General features: G+C 42.2%; 13 protein-coding genes. 3 read left to right on the top strand and 10 right to left on the bottom strand.

The window, feature by feature from the left end; genetic code table 11:
* Positions 1 to 35: 35 nt before the first annotated feature.
* Positions 36 to 1,865: an FAD-dependent oxidoreductase gene (locus I5M19_RS10630; protein ID WP_200066310.1), complete on the bottom strand. Its 1,830-nt coding sequence runs from the start codon at positions 1,863 to 1,865 to the stop codon at positions 36 to 38.
* An 88-nt stretch (positions 1,866 to 1,953) separates the two neighbouring features.
* Here I5M19_RS10630 and I5M19_RS10625 point away from each other — a divergent pair, with 88 nt between their 5' ends.
* A complete protein-coding gene (locus tag I5M19_RS10625) occupies positions 1,954 to 2,478 on the top strand; it encodes a YfiT family bacillithiol transferase (protein ID WP_200066309.1) in 525 nt (174 codons plus the stop codon).
* An 84-nt stretch (positions 2,479 to 2,562) separates the two neighbouring features.
* Here I5M19_RS10625 and I5M19_RS10620 read toward each other — a convergent pair whose 3' ends face one another.
* The 8 genes from I5M19_RS10620 to I5M19_RS10585 form a co-directional block, all read right to left on the bottom strand.
* Complete coding sequence (locus I5M19_RS10620; protein WP_200066308.1) at positions 2,563 to 3,018, bottom strand: DsrE family protein; 456 nt, start codon at positions 3,016 to 3,018, stop codon at positions 2,563 to 2,565.
* Positions 3,019 to 3,025: 7 nt separating this feature from the next.
* Positions 3,026 to 4,105 carry a c-type cytochrome gene (locus tag I5M19_RS10615; protein ID WP_200066307.1) on the bottom strand — a complete coding sequence of 360 codons (1,080 nt, stop codon included), beginning with the start codon at positions 4,103 to 4,105 and terminating at the stop codon, positions 3,026 to 3,028.
* Between the two features lie 115 nt (positions 4,106 to 4,220).
* Positions 4,221 to 5,402: a PepSY-associated TM helix domain-containing protein gene (locus tag I5M19_RS10610; protein ID WP_200066306.1), complete on the bottom strand. Its 1,182-nt coding sequence runs from the start codon at positions 5,400 to 5,402 to the stop codon at positions 4,221 to 4,223.
* Between the two features lie 4 nt (positions 5,403 to 5,406).
* Entirely contained in the window at positions 5,407 to 7,794 is a 2,388-nt protein-coding gene (locus I5M19_RS10605) for a TonB-dependent receptor (protein WP_200066305.1), read from the bottom strand.
* A gap of 95 nt (positions 7,795 to 7,889) precedes the next feature.
* On the bottom strand, positions 7,890 to 8,471 hold the full coding sequence (gene ruvC, locus I5M19_RS10600) for a crossover junction endodeoxyribonuclease RuvC (RefSeq protein ID WP_200066304.1): 582 nt from the start codon (positions 8,469 to 8,471) through the stop codon (positions 7,890 to 7,892).
* Positions 8,472 to 8,485: 14 nt separating this feature from the next.
* Positions 8,486 to 9,130, bottom strand: coding sequence for a leucyl/phenylalanyl-tRNA--protein transferase (aat, locus tag I5M19_RS10595; RefSeq protein WP_200066303.1), 645 nt, complete (start codon positions 9,128 to 9,130; stop codon positions 8,486 to 8,488).
* Between the two features lie 10 nt (positions 9,131 to 9,140).
* On the bottom strand, positions 9,141 to 11,072 hold the full coding sequence (locus tag I5M19_RS10590) for a DUF3857 domain-containing transglutaminase family protein (protein ID WP_200066302.1): 1,932 nt from the start codon (positions 11,070 to 11,072) through the stop codon (positions 9,141 to 9,143).
* Positions 11,073 to 11,078: 6 nt separating this feature from the next.
* Positions 11,079 to 13,052 (bottom strand): DUF3857 domain-containing protein, encoded by a 1,974-nt coding sequence (locus tag I5M19_RS10585; protein ID WP_200066301.1) that lies wholly within the window; start codon positions 13,050 to 13,052, stop codon positions 11,079 to 11,081.
* Between the two features lie 122 nt (positions 13,053 to 13,174).
* On the opposite strand from I5M19_RS10585, the gene I5M19_RS10580 reads away from it, so the two are divergent.
* On the top strand, positions 13,175 to 14,554 hold the full coding sequence (locus tag I5M19_RS10580) for a DUF1800 domain-containing protein (protein WP_200066300.1): 1,380 nt from the start codon (positions 13,175 to 13,177) through the stop codon (positions 14,552 to 14,554).
* A 15-nt stretch (positions 14,555 to 14,569) separates the two neighbouring features.
* Positions 14,570 to 15,766: a DUF1501 domain-containing protein gene (locus I5M19_RS10575; protein ID WP_200066299.1), complete on the top strand. Its 1,197-nt coding sequence runs from the start codon at positions 14,570 to 14,572 to the stop codon at positions 15,764 to 15,766.
* A gap of 3 nt (positions 15,767 to 15,769) precedes the next feature.
* Here the strand turns inward: I5M19_RS10575 and hisS are convergent, their stop codons facing one another.
* Positions 15,770 to 17,161: a histidine--tRNA ligase gene (gene hisS / locus I5M19_RS10570; RefSeq protein WP_200066298.1), complete on the bottom strand. Its 1,392-nt coding sequence runs from the start codon at positions 17,159 to 17,161 to the stop codon at positions 15,770 to 15,772.
* Between the last annotated feature and the right edge of the window lie 48 nt (positions 17,162 to 17,209).

Raw genomic sequence — 17,209 nt, 5'->3', positions numbered from 1 at the left:
AAGGTATAAGGCTTTATATAAAAATAAGCTTATTTTTATATAATTAGCTTCCCGCTGATATCAACCGCACGCGAAAACGGATTTAAATAACGGTTGGCCAGTACGGCAAATTCCATCCGGGTTACCGGCCGGTTAAGATCGAATTTGGTGCCAAACTTATATTTTGTTTCCCACGATTTCTGCATCATCAGGTTCAGCGTCTCCGGATCGGTAAGCGTCATTTCGCTGATGTATGATAGCAGATTACCCAAAGTGAATTTTTCGCCAGGCTTTACCCGGTTAAACCACAGGAACGAACGCGCATAAATTTCATTAAGTATCGGTTTAAGTTCCGCGGTGTAAACAATGGTATCTGGTTTAAAAAGCACTTCGGCGGTACTGCCATTTACTTTCTGAAAACCTTCGAGGAGCCCGGTTGCGCCTATCTGTTGTATAGCCCTGAATGCTGTATCGCCTTGTTTAACGTCGGCAAAAGGCATCAGCGATCCTTTAAAATCAAGTATCTCGCCTTGTATCACCCTCACATCTAAATGGTTGGTGGTTGTTTTAAAAAACGCGCAGTAAGCCGCGGTAGCTCCCACACCCTGTCCTAAGGTCATTTGTACCGATGGGTAGGTAACACTGCCGTTAACCAAATGGGTTACCGACATCGCTTTTTCAATAACCAGTAAATTCTCCTGGTCTTTAACTACAACCGCGCCCAGTGGGATGCTGTAAGCAGGAAAAGGCGGATAATTTATTTTCGGTACACCGGCTTCGGTATAATGCTGCCCGGGCAAAGCATCGCCCACGCCAATTGATGTACGGTAAAGTTTCGACTGGCGGCTGTATGGCGTGTAAATATCATCCAGTACCATTCTTACTAAACCTTGTGCGCGTTTATTTTCACGGATGTATGGAATATATGGTAAATGATCGGGTGTTTTAAACTCATCCGTTACGCTTAAATTTTTATAGCCCAATACGGTTTGCAGATAATATATTAGCCCCAAGGTATGCAGCCGGGCCTGCTGATAGGTTTTTTTTCTATTCTCCGGTGAAAGATCATCAGATGTTACCGGATATTGGTTACCCCCACAACCCGGGAAATTGACCATGTACTTATCATTAGGCAGTTTGGAATTTGCCAGCCATTTTTTTACTTCGGCCGATTTAAGGCAAGCATAATCGGCAGCATTGTAACCATCAGGCTTGGCGATGGTACGGTCGGCAGCACGGCCGTAATCCTTTAAAATAGCTATCCATGTAATATCCTGTATCTGGTTGGTCGCATTTTCAGGGGCCAGTTGTTCTCCGGTATCCTTACGGCTGTCAAATCCCGCGGTTAATATTGCTCCTGCCTGCGCGGCCACATCGCCGGTTTCGGTAGCATCTACCAATACTTTGGTTTTTATAACTACGTCTTTGCCATCAATCGGGATAATTACTTCCCAGCCACTGCCGTCTTTTTTTATTCCGGTAAACGGGGTGTTCATTTTAACCGTAAGATTTTTTACCGTATCGGTTATCCTTTTCAGGATAGCGGCGCCAGTATAGGGTTCATACACCAGCGGCGCGTTTGCGGTAGTATCGTATCCGAGTCTGTTTTTATAAAAATTAACTACCCTGCCCCGGAATTCAGCATATATGCCTGATGCAAGATTACGGTTGGCATCCAGCACACACATACCGCCGGCCGTCATGCTACCACCCAGCCAGGGGCCCTGTTCTATCAGCATGGTTTTTACATTACTGCGGGCACTTTGTATAGCTGCTGCAACGCCGCTGGCCCCGCCGCCTATTACCAGCACATCAGTTTTAATAGTTTCTGCATAACTTAATGAACAATTGAGGAGTATAAGCAGTACAATTAATTTTTTAATCATCAGTTTTAGTAAATAACTACAAAACGCTAATTTAGTGCAAATCCTTATTCAACAATAAAATATAATATGCCCTATTAACGATAAAAGTATGACAGACGAACAAATGAGATACCCGATTGGTAAATTCACAGCGCCCGTATCCTATATTATGGAAGATAAGCGGCGGTGGATAACTGACATTAAAACCTTACCGGGCAAAGTTCGGCATGCAATTATCGGGTTGAACGATCGGCAATTGAACACACCTTACCGTGTAGGAGGATGGTCGTTAAGACAAGTGGTACATCATCTGGCCGACAGCCACATGAATTCAATTACCCGCTTTAAGCTGGCATTAACGGAAGACAATCCTACCATAAAACCTTACGAGGAGGCCGACTGGGCGCTATTACCCGACTACAGTCTTCCGGTTGAACCCTCGTTAAAAATGCTGGAAGGCATACATCAACGCATGACCGCTTTATTTGAGAGCTTTACTGAGAACGAATGGGACAGGACCTTTGTACATCCTGCCTCCGGCGAAACTGTTTCCTTAAAAAAAGCTTTAGCGTTGTACGCCTGGCACGGTAAGCATCACCTGGCGCATATTACCGAAACTGTTAAAAAATTTTAAACCACGCCGATGTAGTTAATAAGCTTCAGGAGATTTCAAATATAGTGTTTCCGCGCTGTAGCGACATTAAAATTTGCAAGGCCACTATGGATGAACTACGGCCCATCCTTCGTACTGGCGTATTATGATCTCGCCATTACCACTTGGCACATAAGAAATAAATGGGAAAAGGGTATTCTTATCTATGTTCCGCTCGCGTACCGTATTACTGCATTGTGCCAATATCACACCTTTTGCCTGCAGGTCTTTCAATATTTGTTCAAAAGGTCCGCTTTTCATATAAACAGCTACACCGTCGCCAAAGGCTATCAGTTCAATCTGTAGTTTGCCTTTTAAACGGGGGTCTTCCAGCGCATTACTTAAATTGCGCAATGTTCCTTTTATGTGATGTTCATCGGCAGTATTAATTACATATAGGGCGTTATAGTGTTTAAGGGTGGCTTTGGCTCCTGTAAAACTTTCGGGCGTTGTTTGAGCTGATACCGGTTTTATGGAAATAAATAATGCCAGGGCGCATAAAATCAAGAGATACTTTTTCATGGTGTGTTTATTTGATAGTTTGTTTTTGTGCTGCTATTATGGGTTTAAAAGGGCCATATTTATGCTGTTTTTCGCTAAAATTATCAATATATGGCCCCAAAGGGTAATCTACAGGTTTATCTGCAATTTTTTTCCAATCGTTATGCTGGTCAATATGCGGACGTGGTTGTGAATTTACAAACGCAGCTACATTCCAGGCTTCTTCATTTGTTAGCGTTGGATGCCGGTAGGTTGATGAGCCATAAGGCATATTGTTTTTTACAAAGCCCGCGAAATTTATAATGCGTCCCATTCCGGCACCATCATTATAGCTATGCTCGCCCCATAGCGGCGGATAAATATATCCTTTTCTATCAGCATCAGGTAAACCCTGCCCTTTATTACCATGACAACTTTTACAATTGGCAACATAAACCGCACGACCTTTAACAGGATCGGCAGGTTTTGAAAGGTAGGGTAATACTTCGGTAGCGTGGCCAAACAGCTTTTCGCCTTTTTTTACATCCTTGCCCACCCAGGTCATGTAAGCCAGCATCGCTTTTATCTCCTTTGAGGTTATATCCGGCACACTGCCGTTTAAACTTCGCTGAAAGCATTCGGCTATGCGTTCGGATGCGGGTTCTACCTTGCCTGATCGTTTGCTCATTTTAGGATAGTTAACCACAAACACAGCATAGTTATTGGCAAATAAACGCACACCGCCATCTAAATGGCAATTCTGACAATTCATACCGTTGGTAATTTGTGCAATACTACCTTTGGGCCCAAAATATTTAGCAGTATGCGCCAGTAACTCCCTGCCGTATCTTATCATGTTGCCCTGTTTGCCGGCGGGGATGGTGCTGGTGTCGGGTGCCTGCCATATGGTTTCGGCTGGCGGGTTGATAGCTGATGCAACAGTAACAGGTGCGGAAGTGGAGGCAACAATTGCCTGTATGGATGTGCCTGTTGTGGCAGGTGAGTTGAGATCAGACAGAGAAATGATGAGGATAATAAAGCACACTATCATGATAACGGCGATGTAAACCGTATATACGGATAGCTTAACTATTGCTTTTATTAATTCGTGCTGATCGTTTAACTTCATCCGTTATACTTACTTTTGATGTAATCCGGTTTAAATCACTATCAAAAGTAAGCACAAAAGATAAGGCTTTCTTATCAACAAAATTAATGGTAGATAACCAAAGTTTATCGACACCCTAACTCGAACGAAATGTGCCTTGAGCCTGCAGATGTTTATGTGTTTTGCGATGCACAATGGTACGTATTTTTTTAGTTTTGGACTTTTTGCGTTTACCCCACCATATAATAAACCCGGTTACCGGTAAACTGGCGCATATAAGGCTGGCCAAAAAGGCGATGATCTTACCCGTGAATCCCAGTATTTGGCCCACATGTACATCGTAGTTCATCTCGTTCATTTTCATACCGGGGCTTTTCTTAATGTGCGGCATGGTACGCAGCAGTTGGCCGGTATATTTATCAAACATGTACGAGTCGCTTTTATAATAGCGGAAAGTTTTTGCAAATGCCGTAACTTCTATAGTACCGGTTGCAGACCGGTCATTAAAAACAAGGTACATTTGTGCTTTTGGTGAACGTTGCTTAGCTATCTCGTATCCGCGGTCAATAACCGGTTGTGTAGTTATAAAACCTTTTTGCAGCGAATCGGATTTGGGAAGTATCTTTTCAGCAGTATAGTTTTTTCCCAGGTTGGCAGTTTTGTAAATGCCGTTGCGTACCCATTCAAACGACATGGACAAGCCGGTGATAGCCAATACAAGTGCAATAGCGGTAGCATAAAAACCCAACACGTTATGCAGATCGTAATTTACCCTGCGCCAGCGACCATTCCACTTAATGGTGAAGCTGCGTTTGCGGTCGGTTTTACGTTTGGGCCACCATAGTATAATACCCGTTATCATTAAAATAACAAATATCAATACAGATATCCCCACCACCATGCCACCAATTTTTGGTGGCAGTAACAGGTAAAGGTGAATATACTCTACGATAACAAAAAGATTGCTTTGCGCTCTTTCTGTATGGGTGAGCTGCCCGGTGTATGGGTTAAAAAAGATGTAGTAAAAACCCTTATCGCCCATGTTGCTGAGTACCGCGGCAGGCCGACCTTTGCCGTAGTAGTAAATATAATCGGCATTTGCTTTAGGATAGTTAGCTTTAAACAACGCCTCGATCCTGGAAGGGGGCAGATAAGGTTTATTCTGCACCTCTACCTTGCGGAAACTATACAAGGCATCCTGTATCTCATCCTGAAAACAAAATATACAACCGGTTATACTTACAATAAACACCACCAGCCCGGAAATTAATCCGAGCCAGCGGTGAAAAAATAATATTACTTTCTTAAATCTCGTCATCAGGTTAGAAACGGTAACCTATACTTACACGAACTGCTGTGGGTGCTTCTGCCTGCCAGGTATAAACGGTACTGCCAGTTGGGCTTAAGTAATCTTCGTGACCGCCTGAATACAGGTACGCGTTGAGTACATTGTTTACATTTACAGCAAAGTTTAACTTATTGATCTGGTAAGATGCGCCTGCATCTAAACGGAAATAATTGGGCAGGTCGGAAGTGCCGCTGCCAAGGCTCCATGGTAAGCGATCAAGCTGCCATTGGTAACCTGTAGAAAATCCTAAACCTTTCAAGCTGCCTTTTTGCACACGGTAGGTTAACCATGCATTAGTAACATGTTTAGCAAAACCCGGAACCGGGTTACCCACATTGTTTGGATCGGTATCTTCAGATATCTCCGAATTTGTATATGCATAATTAGCCATTAAGCTAAGACCATTCACAATTTCACCACGGGCGTCAAACTCAATACCATGCGTTTTGGTTTGACCCAACTGCACTACATAGTTCCCGGTAGGATGATCCGGGTCACCAACTAACTGGTTGTTTTTAAGTATCTGATAAACTGATAGCGTAGTACTCCATTTGCCGTTAAACCAATCGCGCTTTAAGCCGGCTTCCAGATTGTTACCTGTAATTGGTTTTACCGTACCACTGCCAAAAATTGATCCGGTTTGCGGGATGAAAGATTGATCGTAAACACCATATATACTGGTTGCATCATTAACAGAATAGCTTATACCCACACGCGGTGTAAACTGTTTGTTTGTAGCGGTGCCTGCATATGGGTCAACTGTAACCGCATGTGTAAAACGGCCGGCAAGTGTTAATCGTAACTGCTGATCAAAGAAACCCAACTCATCCTGTAAATAAAAAGACTGGTAGGTTTGTGTTGATTTAGCACCAGCGCCACGCTCTGTTAAAGGAGTTGTTCTGTCAAAAGTTGGCAGGGTAACCGCGCTGTTATCAGGGCTGTGAATGTTAAAAGGGGTAACCGGATCAAGCGAACCGGACTGGAAATAATCGGCGATGTAGTATTTGTCGCCTATATCCACACCACCCAATATGCGGTGCGCAATTGTCCCTGTTTGCACTTCACCATTTACAAAGGCCTGCGCGAATTTATTTTTGTTAACGGCATCCCACAAACCAAGGCTACGGTCAATATCGCCGTTATCCTGTATGCTGTTTATCCAATAGCTGTAAGCGTTTTGCTTATAGTTAAAATAAGCGCCTTTTGCAGTAGCCTTCCATTTGTCGCTGAATTTATGCTCATAAGTTAAAAACGCGCTGTGATCATAGATGTTAGATGCAGGGGAGTTTACAGGTGCGTTGGTAAAATTATTTGGCAACGATGCATAACCGTCTGTTGAGAAAAGGTATGCGGTCCCAAAAGCATTCATACGTTGAAACTGGTAGGTGTATTCGGCGGTTAAAATATTTTTTTCATCAAATTTATAACGTAAAACCGGGGCTATTGCCGTGCGGTTGGTGAAATCGGTAGGGCGCCACGACTCGGATAACTGGCCCATTAAGTTAAGGCGGTATTGCAGTTTGCCATCATTGGTGAGCACACCATCAAAATCGGCAGTGGCACGGTAGGTGTTAAAACTACCCGCTGTGAAACTGAATGCCTGATTGGTATATCCCGTAGGCTTTTTGGTAACTACGTTATAAAAACCGGATGGGTTGCCATTGGCCAGCATAAAACCTGCAGGGCCTTTTACAAATTCAATACGATCCACAAAAGACATGTCCTCCGTTAAAGGGCCCCAGGTAGCTTCAATATTCATTCCGTTGCGGAAAGGGGCCAACCTGTCGCCACGCGCATTTACACGGGCGTAGTTGCCCCAGTGTTCCTGCATGGTTAAACCGCTAACATTACGTGATGCCCCTTCGAGCATGGTAAATATCTGCTGGTCTTTTAACTGATCGCTTGTTACTACCTGTATGTTTTGAGGAACTTCTAACAATGGCTCGTTCAGGCGTAAACTTGGCGACGGATTATCTATTTTATATTTCTTTTTATTCTCAGACACCATTACTTCTTTTAATTCATTGGCGCTTTCCTTTAAAATAAAATTTACAGTTGCAGTTTGGGCCGCAATTACTGTAACTGTTTGTTCCTGAGTTACAGAACCAACCGAGGAGATCTGTAATGTGTATGTTCCGGCTTTCAGCCTGTTGAACTGAAATTTACCGGCATCGTTAGTCATGGTACCTATAGAGGTGTTTTTAATGCCTACAGAAACTGCCGAAGCCGGCAGTCCATCAGAAGTGGATACCGTTCCCTTTATAGCCGGATTTTGCTGCGCAAGTGCAGCATGTGAAAAACAAAGGGCGATCAGTACTATTAAAGGGTAAAATTTAAATAGGGAAGGTTGAATATGCTTCATATGTTTATTAAGACTAATTATAAATAATGCGCCAAAAGTACACCCTGAAGTTTACTTATGCAAATTATTTAGAATAATTATAAATAATAATGGTGTTATTTGGTTCCCTTAACACGGGTAGTGTTATCTTTTACAAATGTTTCCCAGCCGGAGTAAGATTTTTTTGCCTTACCCGCAGTGGTAGTTATTTTTTGAAAGGAGTGGCAAACCGCTACGGCCAAGCCGTCGGTTGCATCCAGAAAATCAGGAGTTTCCTGAAACTTTAGGAGTGTTTGTAACATGGCGGCAACCTGTTCTTTAGTGGCGTTCCCATTACCTGTTATAGACTGTTTAATTTTGCGTGGGGAATACTCGGTAATCTCTATATTTCGTGATAAGGCAGCCGCCATAGCAACACCCTGCGCCCTACCTAACTTTAACATTACCTGTATATTTTTTCCGTAAAACGGCGCCTCAATGGCTAGACAATCCGGTTTATAATTATCAATAAGGGCTACTGTCTTTTCGAAAATGCGCTGTAGTTTAAGCATGTGATCATCTATCTTTTCCATTTTCACTACGCCCAGACTTATCAATTCTATTTTTTGGCCCTTTTCCAGAACCAGTCCGTACCCCATCACTTTAGTACCCGGATCTATGCCCAATATTACACGCTCTTTTGCTTTCGGTTGTTCCATGCTCAATTGCAAAGCTACGGTTTAGGTGGGGTATTATGCAGGGCATTAATATATTCCGCACGACTTATCATGCGCGCGCCCATTGAAAGCAGGTGTTCCGTGTATACCTGGCAATCTATGAGGTGGTAATTGCTGTTTTCACAAAGCCATATCAGTGCAGCTTTGGAGGAGTTGCTTACGGCACTGAACATACTTTCGCCGCAAAATACATCTCCTGCCTGTACCCCGTATAAACCACCTGCTAAAGAGTTGTTTTGCCAAACCTCTACAGAATGGGCATACCCTTTTTTATGCAAATTGATATAGGCCGCTATCATATCGTCAGTTATCCAGGTTCCTGCCTGTCCCTCGCGTGGGGCGGCAGAACATGCTTGTATAACTTCCGCGAAGTTCCGGTTAATTGTTATTGTAAATACATTTGTGCGTAATATCTTTTTCATGGATTTGGATATGCGCAGTTCGGGAGGATGCAATACAAACCGCTCATGCGGGGAATACCACAGGATGGGTTCATCATCGCTATACCAGGGGAATATGCCATTTTTATAAGCCAGCATCAATCTTTCAGCGGAAAGATCGCCACCTATGGCCAAAAGTCCATCGGGTTCTGCCAATGCCGGATCCGGAAACAATAAACGCTCATCTAACCTGAATATCATCAGGACAAATTTAAGCCTTGCGCCGGATTACCAGTTTTTTATTTTGTGCCTTGGAGATGTTATCCATATACTGCTGCATCTCGTTGTATTTGGCCGCGGGAATTCCCTGGGTGTTTAAATTAAATCTTGAAGTGCTTTTTACCTGATTTTTATCGGAATTGTACACATAGTTGATCTCGAAATTACCGTAGGTGAATTTAAGCGACTGATTAGCTGGCAAAGTTTCCACTTCGAATCCCTCGGGCAGATCTATCGTGGTGACGCAGGTTTTTTGCATAGGCTGATCAAAGTAAAAATCAGTCTTTCTTTTTTCCAGCACAGGTAGGGTGGTCTGCCATAGGTCGATTACCCGGGGGCGGTAAAACTGTTTGTTGCCTGCAGCTATATCACAAAATTTTTCGTATTCCAGATCAATATCTACTTCTTTTACGCCGTCCTTATCTGCAGCGGATTTATAATCCATGAAAGAAGGCTGTTTCATATTAAGCATACGGATCAGAAACTCCTTCTGTTCATCCATTTTAAGAGTGGTCATGCCTATATAATCATCGCGGTAGGCGCCGGTACTCATGATCCTGACATTAGCAACAGCACCTCCGTCTGCATTTAGTTTAATGTGCACCTCACCGTTAAACTGATTGTCTTTAGCGGTGCTTCGCGGTGTATTAACCAGTTTGCCACCGTTTTCTGTAACCAGTAAAGCATTCCTGTTTTCGGTAAAGGTTCCCAGTTTGCCAAAAGGTTGGGTGCTGCTGGTACATTCCAGCCAGGTGGTATCACTCTTGAAGGGTATACATAGTATTACATGGTTGAACGGATCATACGGGAAGGAAGCATCGGCAGGTTCCTGGTTGGTGCCTGCATTTACCATGGCATAGTAGGAGGGTATATTTACCGCTTTTAGAAGGGCGGCCATATAATTAGTAAGGGCCTTGCAATCCCCGTATTTTTTTTCGTCCACAAAACTTGCCGTAAAAGGTTTTAATCCGCCAATACCTAATTGTACGCTAACATAGCGCATGTTTTGTTGCATGTATTGGTATAAAAATTTCGCTTTCTCTTTATCAGTAGTAAGGTTAGCGGTCATGGCTTTTATCTCATCAATACGCTGCTGACTAAGGTTACAGACATCGGCATTCAAGCCCTGATACCATTTGCCATAATTTTGCCATGTGCTGAAATCGCCCGGCAACCCATCAAACTGAAAGGCGTTGGCAGCAAAAGTTATGTTTGGCAAAACCTGCCATGGGAGCGCGTCATCTTCGGGTTTAACGGCTTTTTTACCGGTTACCTGCCATGTGTATTTTTCAAAGCCGTCTTGTGTAGTTTTAACAGGTTGAATAGTGGTGTTTTTATTTTTAAACCTGAACCCTATAGCCGGGTTTGCCAAAACGGTGTATTCCTCATATTGCACAGCTCTTTCCGGTTGTTGCATATACCAGTGGCCGAGGTCGAGGTAGCTGTTGATGCCTGTTTCATAAATAACCTCTATGGTTGTAGGGTAACTGGCTATGGTATGGCCGAGTGCCAGCAGTCTGTCGTCGGTTACAATGGTGGTGCCATCGGTAGCAGACCTGTCGTACATATCGCTTTTCCGGTATTTTTTTATCTGTTTACCTGCAGCATCGTAAATCAGCATCTCAACATTGTTTACCGTGTTATATTTACGGTCATAAAACAACACCAGTCGTGCCTCATCATCCCCCTTTTCGTTTAAAACTGTAACAATACTATGGTGCTTTTTAGTAGCCTTACCGGCTGCCTTTACTACCAATTCATCGGAAGCGTAACGAACTACTGCGTTAGCATCCTGCTTTAAAGAGTCGGGTATAGCAGAAGCTAAATAGATGTCTTTACTGAGGTTTTTATCCTGACTGTAAGCAGTAAAAAAGAGCATTACAATTGCTGGGATCAGCAACACATTTTTAAAGGGAAATTTCATGAGCAATTAAGATTTTTTCAGCACTATTTGCTCATTAAGCATTTCATACATCTTTTTGCAGAATTCGCGAAATAAAGGATACTCTTCTTTTGTGTACATCGTTTTCTTGAAGTCGATATTATATCTTACTGCTATTTGCGATCCGTCGCTTACCATAATACGCTTAAATGTAATACTACTATCGGGCATTATCATGCTTGTACTTTTTGGCAGCGCATCAACTGTATAGCTTGCCGGGATCTTAAATGTTCCATTGATGGTGTAATTATTACGGTAACCAAAGTCAATATCGGTATACCTGTTTTCACTTAAAAAGGGATTGTTATGCAGCGAAGTGAACAGGTTAGGGTTAAAAATAATATAATTTTCGTCGGATCCGGTAAGATCCATATTGAATTTAATATGCTGTACTAAGGGCACAGTATCTACGTCCATGCCGTCAAACTTAAGCGAAGATACTTTTAGGTTATTATTATTTTCTGTTAAATAGTCAATGTATTTTTTTTCTCCGTCAGTTTTGTAGCGATCAATGCTTTTAATGCGGTTGTAACTAAAACTGTTCAGGCTTGCTTCACCTTCCATCTTACCGTCGGGCTTAATTTCGCCATTCAGTATCACCACACGCCGTACCGGAGCCTGGCGGGTGATGTATAGCATGTCGTATTGTTTTTTGTCCTTATCAATATAAAGGGCATCTGAATTTAATATGTCCGATGGTATCTCGTTGTAGATATTGTATTTATTTGTAGCGTCAAGCACATAAGTTTTATCATCATTTATGGGAACATAAACCACTGCCCTGTTAAACTGATATAAAAAGGTAAAGTAAGGTACCACCTTACCATGTTCGCGGGTGCTAACTACCATTGGGTACGCTGTAACCCCTGCCTTATTCAGTAAATGATATAATATCAGGTTGATTTCGGCGGAGTTACCCGTTTTCTTTTCCCAGGCTTTAGCGGTTCCGTCATTGGTATACCAGCGATCAATACCATCCCATTTCATCCGGTTTTTAACCTCATTAAATATATAAGCTACTTTAGCTTCGGTAGTAAGGCGCTCTTTAGCTGTGGCGATTATCTCGTCCTCGTTATCCAGTTTCTTTTTTAGCTGGCCGCCAAAATCATCATCATCTGCCAATATACCACCCACTTTAGCCCAGCTGTCAGAATAGCTTTTGGTAAAGGTTCCTAAAGGGCGTATAGAGGTAAGTTTATATACCATTGATTGCAGGTTATCGTTAACCGCCGTCATATAAGGCTCATCAGGCAAAGAGTGAATATTCGCTAATCCGCGGGTTTCTTTTTCAAGCGTGTATGATATGGCATCTGTGCCGCTACCTATACTTCTGGATTCGCTGCTTTTTGTATATTTAATAAAAGGCTGCACTACGTTACTTTTTAACTTAAAGTACATAATGTCGGGTATTTGTGTGGTTAACTCGCTGTAGCGGGTAGGTATCTTATCCTGAAAGTACCAATCAGGAAAGTTAGAGATAGAATTACTGTTCCATACGTATTTGAATTCAATTACCGAACCCGCTTTTACATTTGGCATGCTAAATACCAGGGCGGTACGGCCTTTATCAATATGTTCGGTATAAATTAGTTTTTTATCCAGCTTGGTTATTTCGGGTTTGCCATCAACCAGGTTAATGGTTTGCGCCTGCAAGCCGGTTATGTATTCATAATGGCCGCCGCTATAGTATTCAATACGTATGTTGGCTTTATCCTTGCCATTATCATTAAATATTTTAATGCGTTTATGCCTTTCCATGGCCAGGTCCAGATTGTGATCATAAAACACATTGCCTTCATCGAAAAGGATCATCGCATTGGCATCTTTTTCAAAGTCACATGATTTAAGTTCAAGGTCGGCTATATCAATTTTGCCATAATCCTGAACGGTAGGAGCGGGAGTTTGCGCTTTAACAAATAAGGTAAAAAAACACAGCGAGAGAAATGTAAAAGTTTTATACATAGTTTAAGTTTAGGTTGAACGAATATAATTTTTTTTGCAGATTAAAAGTGTAAAAAAATAAGTTTTTAATAAATTTAATTCAAAGTTAAACCTCTTGGGGAATTAAATGTCATATCAACACTATGAAAACAATGGAGCAGATAAGGCACCTGTACTCAAGAGCGGGTTTCGGATTGCGTTTTGAGGATATGAGGCTGGTGGAGCAACTGTCTGTAAAGCACTCAATTGATTTTTTATTCCGTTCATCGGTTCAATCAAAGCCGCTTGTTAGTGTAAAGGAAAATGTTAATTACAAGGATTTTTTGAAAGACGACCAGCTGAGCCGTAAAATGTTTATGATGCAGCAACGGCAGCAGGAAAAAGATCTGAATATAGAGTGGCTGAAGAATATGAGTACCGGCAATACTCAACTTCGCGATAAAATGACCCTGTTTTGGCATAACCATTTTGCATGCCGTACGCTAAACGCGTGGTATGCACAACAACTTAATAACATCCAGCGCGATAATGCATTGGGTAACTTCCGCACCCTGCTGTTGGAGGTTTCCAAAACACCCGCTATGCTTCAATTCCTGAATAACCAGCAAAACCGCAAAGGGCACCCTAACGAAAATTTCGCGCGTGAGGTGATGGAACTTTTTACCATAGGGCGGGGGAATTATACGGAGCAGGATGTTAAAGAGTCGGCAAGGGCGTTTACCGGGTGGGGGTTTAATAAGGATGGGGTTTTTGCTGAACGTAAGTTTTTACATGACGACGGACAGAAAACCTTTTTAGGAAACACGGGTAATTTTACCGGGGAAGATATAATTGATATGCTGCTGGCTAAAAAGCAAACAGCTCATTTTATTTGCACCAAGCTATATAAATACCTGGTTAACGAGGTGCCCGATGCGGCGAATGTTAATGCAATGGCCGATGTTTTTTATAATCATAAATACGAGATAAAACCATTACTTGAATTTGTGTTTAATGCCAAATGGTTTTATAATGAAAAGAATACCGGAAACCTCATTAAATCTCCGGTGGAGTTTATTGTTGCCATGAACAGGCAGTTTTATATTGATTATCAAAACCCTGATATACAGATTCAATTTCAGCGGGCGTTAGGCCAGGTGCTTTTTTATCCGCCAAATGTTGCGGGGTGGCCAGGCGGCAAAAACTGGATAGACAGTTCGTCGCTGATGTACCGTTTGTCTATACCGGCAACGGTGTTGAACGATGGAGTGATAGACTTTACGGGAAAAACAGATCCGGATGATGAGGCTTTTATAGCTACCGCACGCAAGGAAAAAAAGGCAGTACATACCCGCGTACAAACACAGCCCGACTGGAATAAATTTTTGAGTGATATACCTGCACATACCACCAAAAAAGAGATTGCGCAGCTTGTTCTTTCGCCCGCTATTAACAGCAAACTGCTGAGCATTATTAATAAGGCAACGGATATTAAAACAATGGTTATTGAACTGGTTTCTACACCGGAGTATCAGCTAAGCTGATTAAAATACATTATCATGAAAAGAAGAGATTTTTTGAAAAATACAGCGCTGGCATCCGGCGCGTTTTTGATACCATCGTTTTTGAAGCCACTAGAAGCTATGGCCATGGGCGATATGTCGGGTTATAAAAACCTGGTGATCATTCAATTGTCGGGCGGTAATGATGGATTAAATACGATAGTTCCCTATGGTAACGATATTTATTACCAAAAAAGGAGCACTATTGCTATAAAGCAACCCGATATAGTAAAGCTGGATGATATGCAGGGATTGAATCCTAATTTGTCAGCATTAAAGGAACTCTACGATCAGGGATGGATGAGTATCATCAATTCTGTAGGTTATCCCAATCCTGATCGCTCACACTTCCGCTCGATGGACATATGGCAAACCGCCAGTGATTCCGATCAGTTTTTAACCACGGGGTGGATTGGCCGTTATCTTGATTCTAATTGCAATACCTGTAAAGAACCGTATACCGCTGTAGAGGTTGATGATACGCTGTCGCTTGCCATGAAGGGTGCAAAAATGAAGGGTATCGCAGTAGAAAATCCGGCAAAACTATACCGTTCAACCCGGGAGCCATTTTTTAAGGAATTAGTACATGGCCATGATACTGATCTGAATGAAGACAATTTAGGCTACCTGTATAAAACCATGATAGAAACCTATTCATCAGCAGATTATATACAGCAAACGTCTAAAACGTACAATACCACAGCCAGCTACCCGCAAACTGCTTTTGCTAATCAGCTGAAAAGCGTAGCTAAGTTTATTAATTCCGGTTTAAAAACAAGGGTGTATTATGTATCGTTAAGCGGATTTGATACACATACTACACAGCAAAATCAGCAAGGCAGGCAGTTGAAAATATATGGTGATGGTGTAGCCGCCTTTATCAAGGATTTAAAACAGGCAGGTAAATTGGATGATACCCTGGTAATGACCTTCTCGGAATTCGGACGCCGTGTGGAACAAAATGCCAGTAACGGTACCGACCACGGTACAGCCAACAATGTAATGATATTTGGCGGTAAACTTAAAAAGAGTGGTATTTATAATACTGCGCCTAATTTAGCTCAACTGGACAACGGCGATCTGAAATATGAGATAGATTTCAGGAACGTATACGCTACACTGCTTGATAAATGGCTGAATGTTAATAACAGCCAGATATTAACGCGTAATTTTTCGGGACTAAATTTTGTGTAAGCGTTATTTGCGTTGACCTGTTTTACCGGAAAGCTTTGCTACTATCTGGTTTGCGCTCAGGCTTTCCTGCTCACCGGACTCCATGTTTTTAAAAGAGAGTGATCCGCTTTGCATCTCATCGCTCCCAATAAGTATGGTATAGGGGATATGCTTGTTATTGGCATAATCCATTTGCTTTTTAATTTTGGTGCCGGCGGGATATAGTTCCGCACTGATGTTATTATCGCGTAATTGCTGCAACAAGGGTAATGCGTAAGTTTCGCCTGCTGCATCGAAACAGCAAATTAATACCGTAGTGCCCTGCTCAGCGGCAGCCGGGAATAAATTCAACTCTTCCAGTACATCATAAATACGATCGGCCCCGAAAGATATACCAGCTCCTGTCAAGCCTTTTAAACTGAACATTCCCGTAAGGTCGTCATACCTGCCGCCACCTCCTATGCTGCCCATGGCTACCTCATTTGTTTTCACCTCGAAAATAGCTCCGGTGTAATAATTTAAGCCACGCGCTAAGGTAATGTCTAACTCAAGTGTTGCCTTTTTAAGCGGTGTGTGTTTTATATAATTAAATACAATTTCTATTTCGTCGCAACCTTGCAGGCCAATTGCTGATGATTGCAAAGCCTGGCGTAGTTTTTCTAATTTCTCCTCATTATTACCCTCCAATAAAATAACAGGCTTTAATTTAGTGATATCGGCATCAGTAAAACCTTTTTCTGTCAGCTCTTTTATCACCCCGTGTAAACCTATCTTATCAATTTTATCTATAGCTACAGTAAGGTCTATAATATTATCAGGTTTATCTATAACTTCTGCTATTCCTGATAGAATTTTTCTATTATTTATCTTGATAGTAAAATTTTTCAATCCCAATAAGCTTAAAGCCTCATCATATATCATGATAAATTCAGCCTCGTTCAGCAAAGATGCAGAGCCTACCACATCGGCATCACACTGGTAAAATTCGCGATAACGCCCTTTCTGAGGGCGATCGGCCCGCCAAACGGGCTGCACCTGGAAACGCTTGAACGGAAAGGTAATATCATTTTGGTGTTGCACTACATAACGTGCAAAAGGCACAGTAAGATCATAACGCAGTGCTTTTTCGGAGATAGAGCTTATTGCCTGATTAGAGTTTTTATTTGCGATTGCCTGCTCGTCTGCTTTAGCTAAAAAATCGCCGCTGTTTAATATTTTAAATATCAGTTTGTCGCCTTCATCTCCATATTTACCGGTGAGGGTGCTCAGGTTCTCCATCGAAGGGGTTTCTATCTGCTGGTAACCATATTTACGGAATACACCTTTTATGGTATCAAAAATAAAGTTGCGTTTAGCCATTTCTGCGGGAGAGAAATCGCGTGTGCCTTTTGGTACAGATGGTTTGATGGATGCCATGCGGCAAATGTACAAAATAGGCTGTACAGGTAATGCAGAAAGTTTACA

This window comes from Mucilaginibacter segetis (assembly GCF_016522075.1).
GTDB lineage: Bacteria > Bacteroidota > Bacteroidia > Sphingobacteriales > Sphingobacteriaceae > Mucilaginibacter > Mucilaginibacter segetis.
This window is presented reverse-complemented; position numbering and strand designations above follow the sequence as displayed.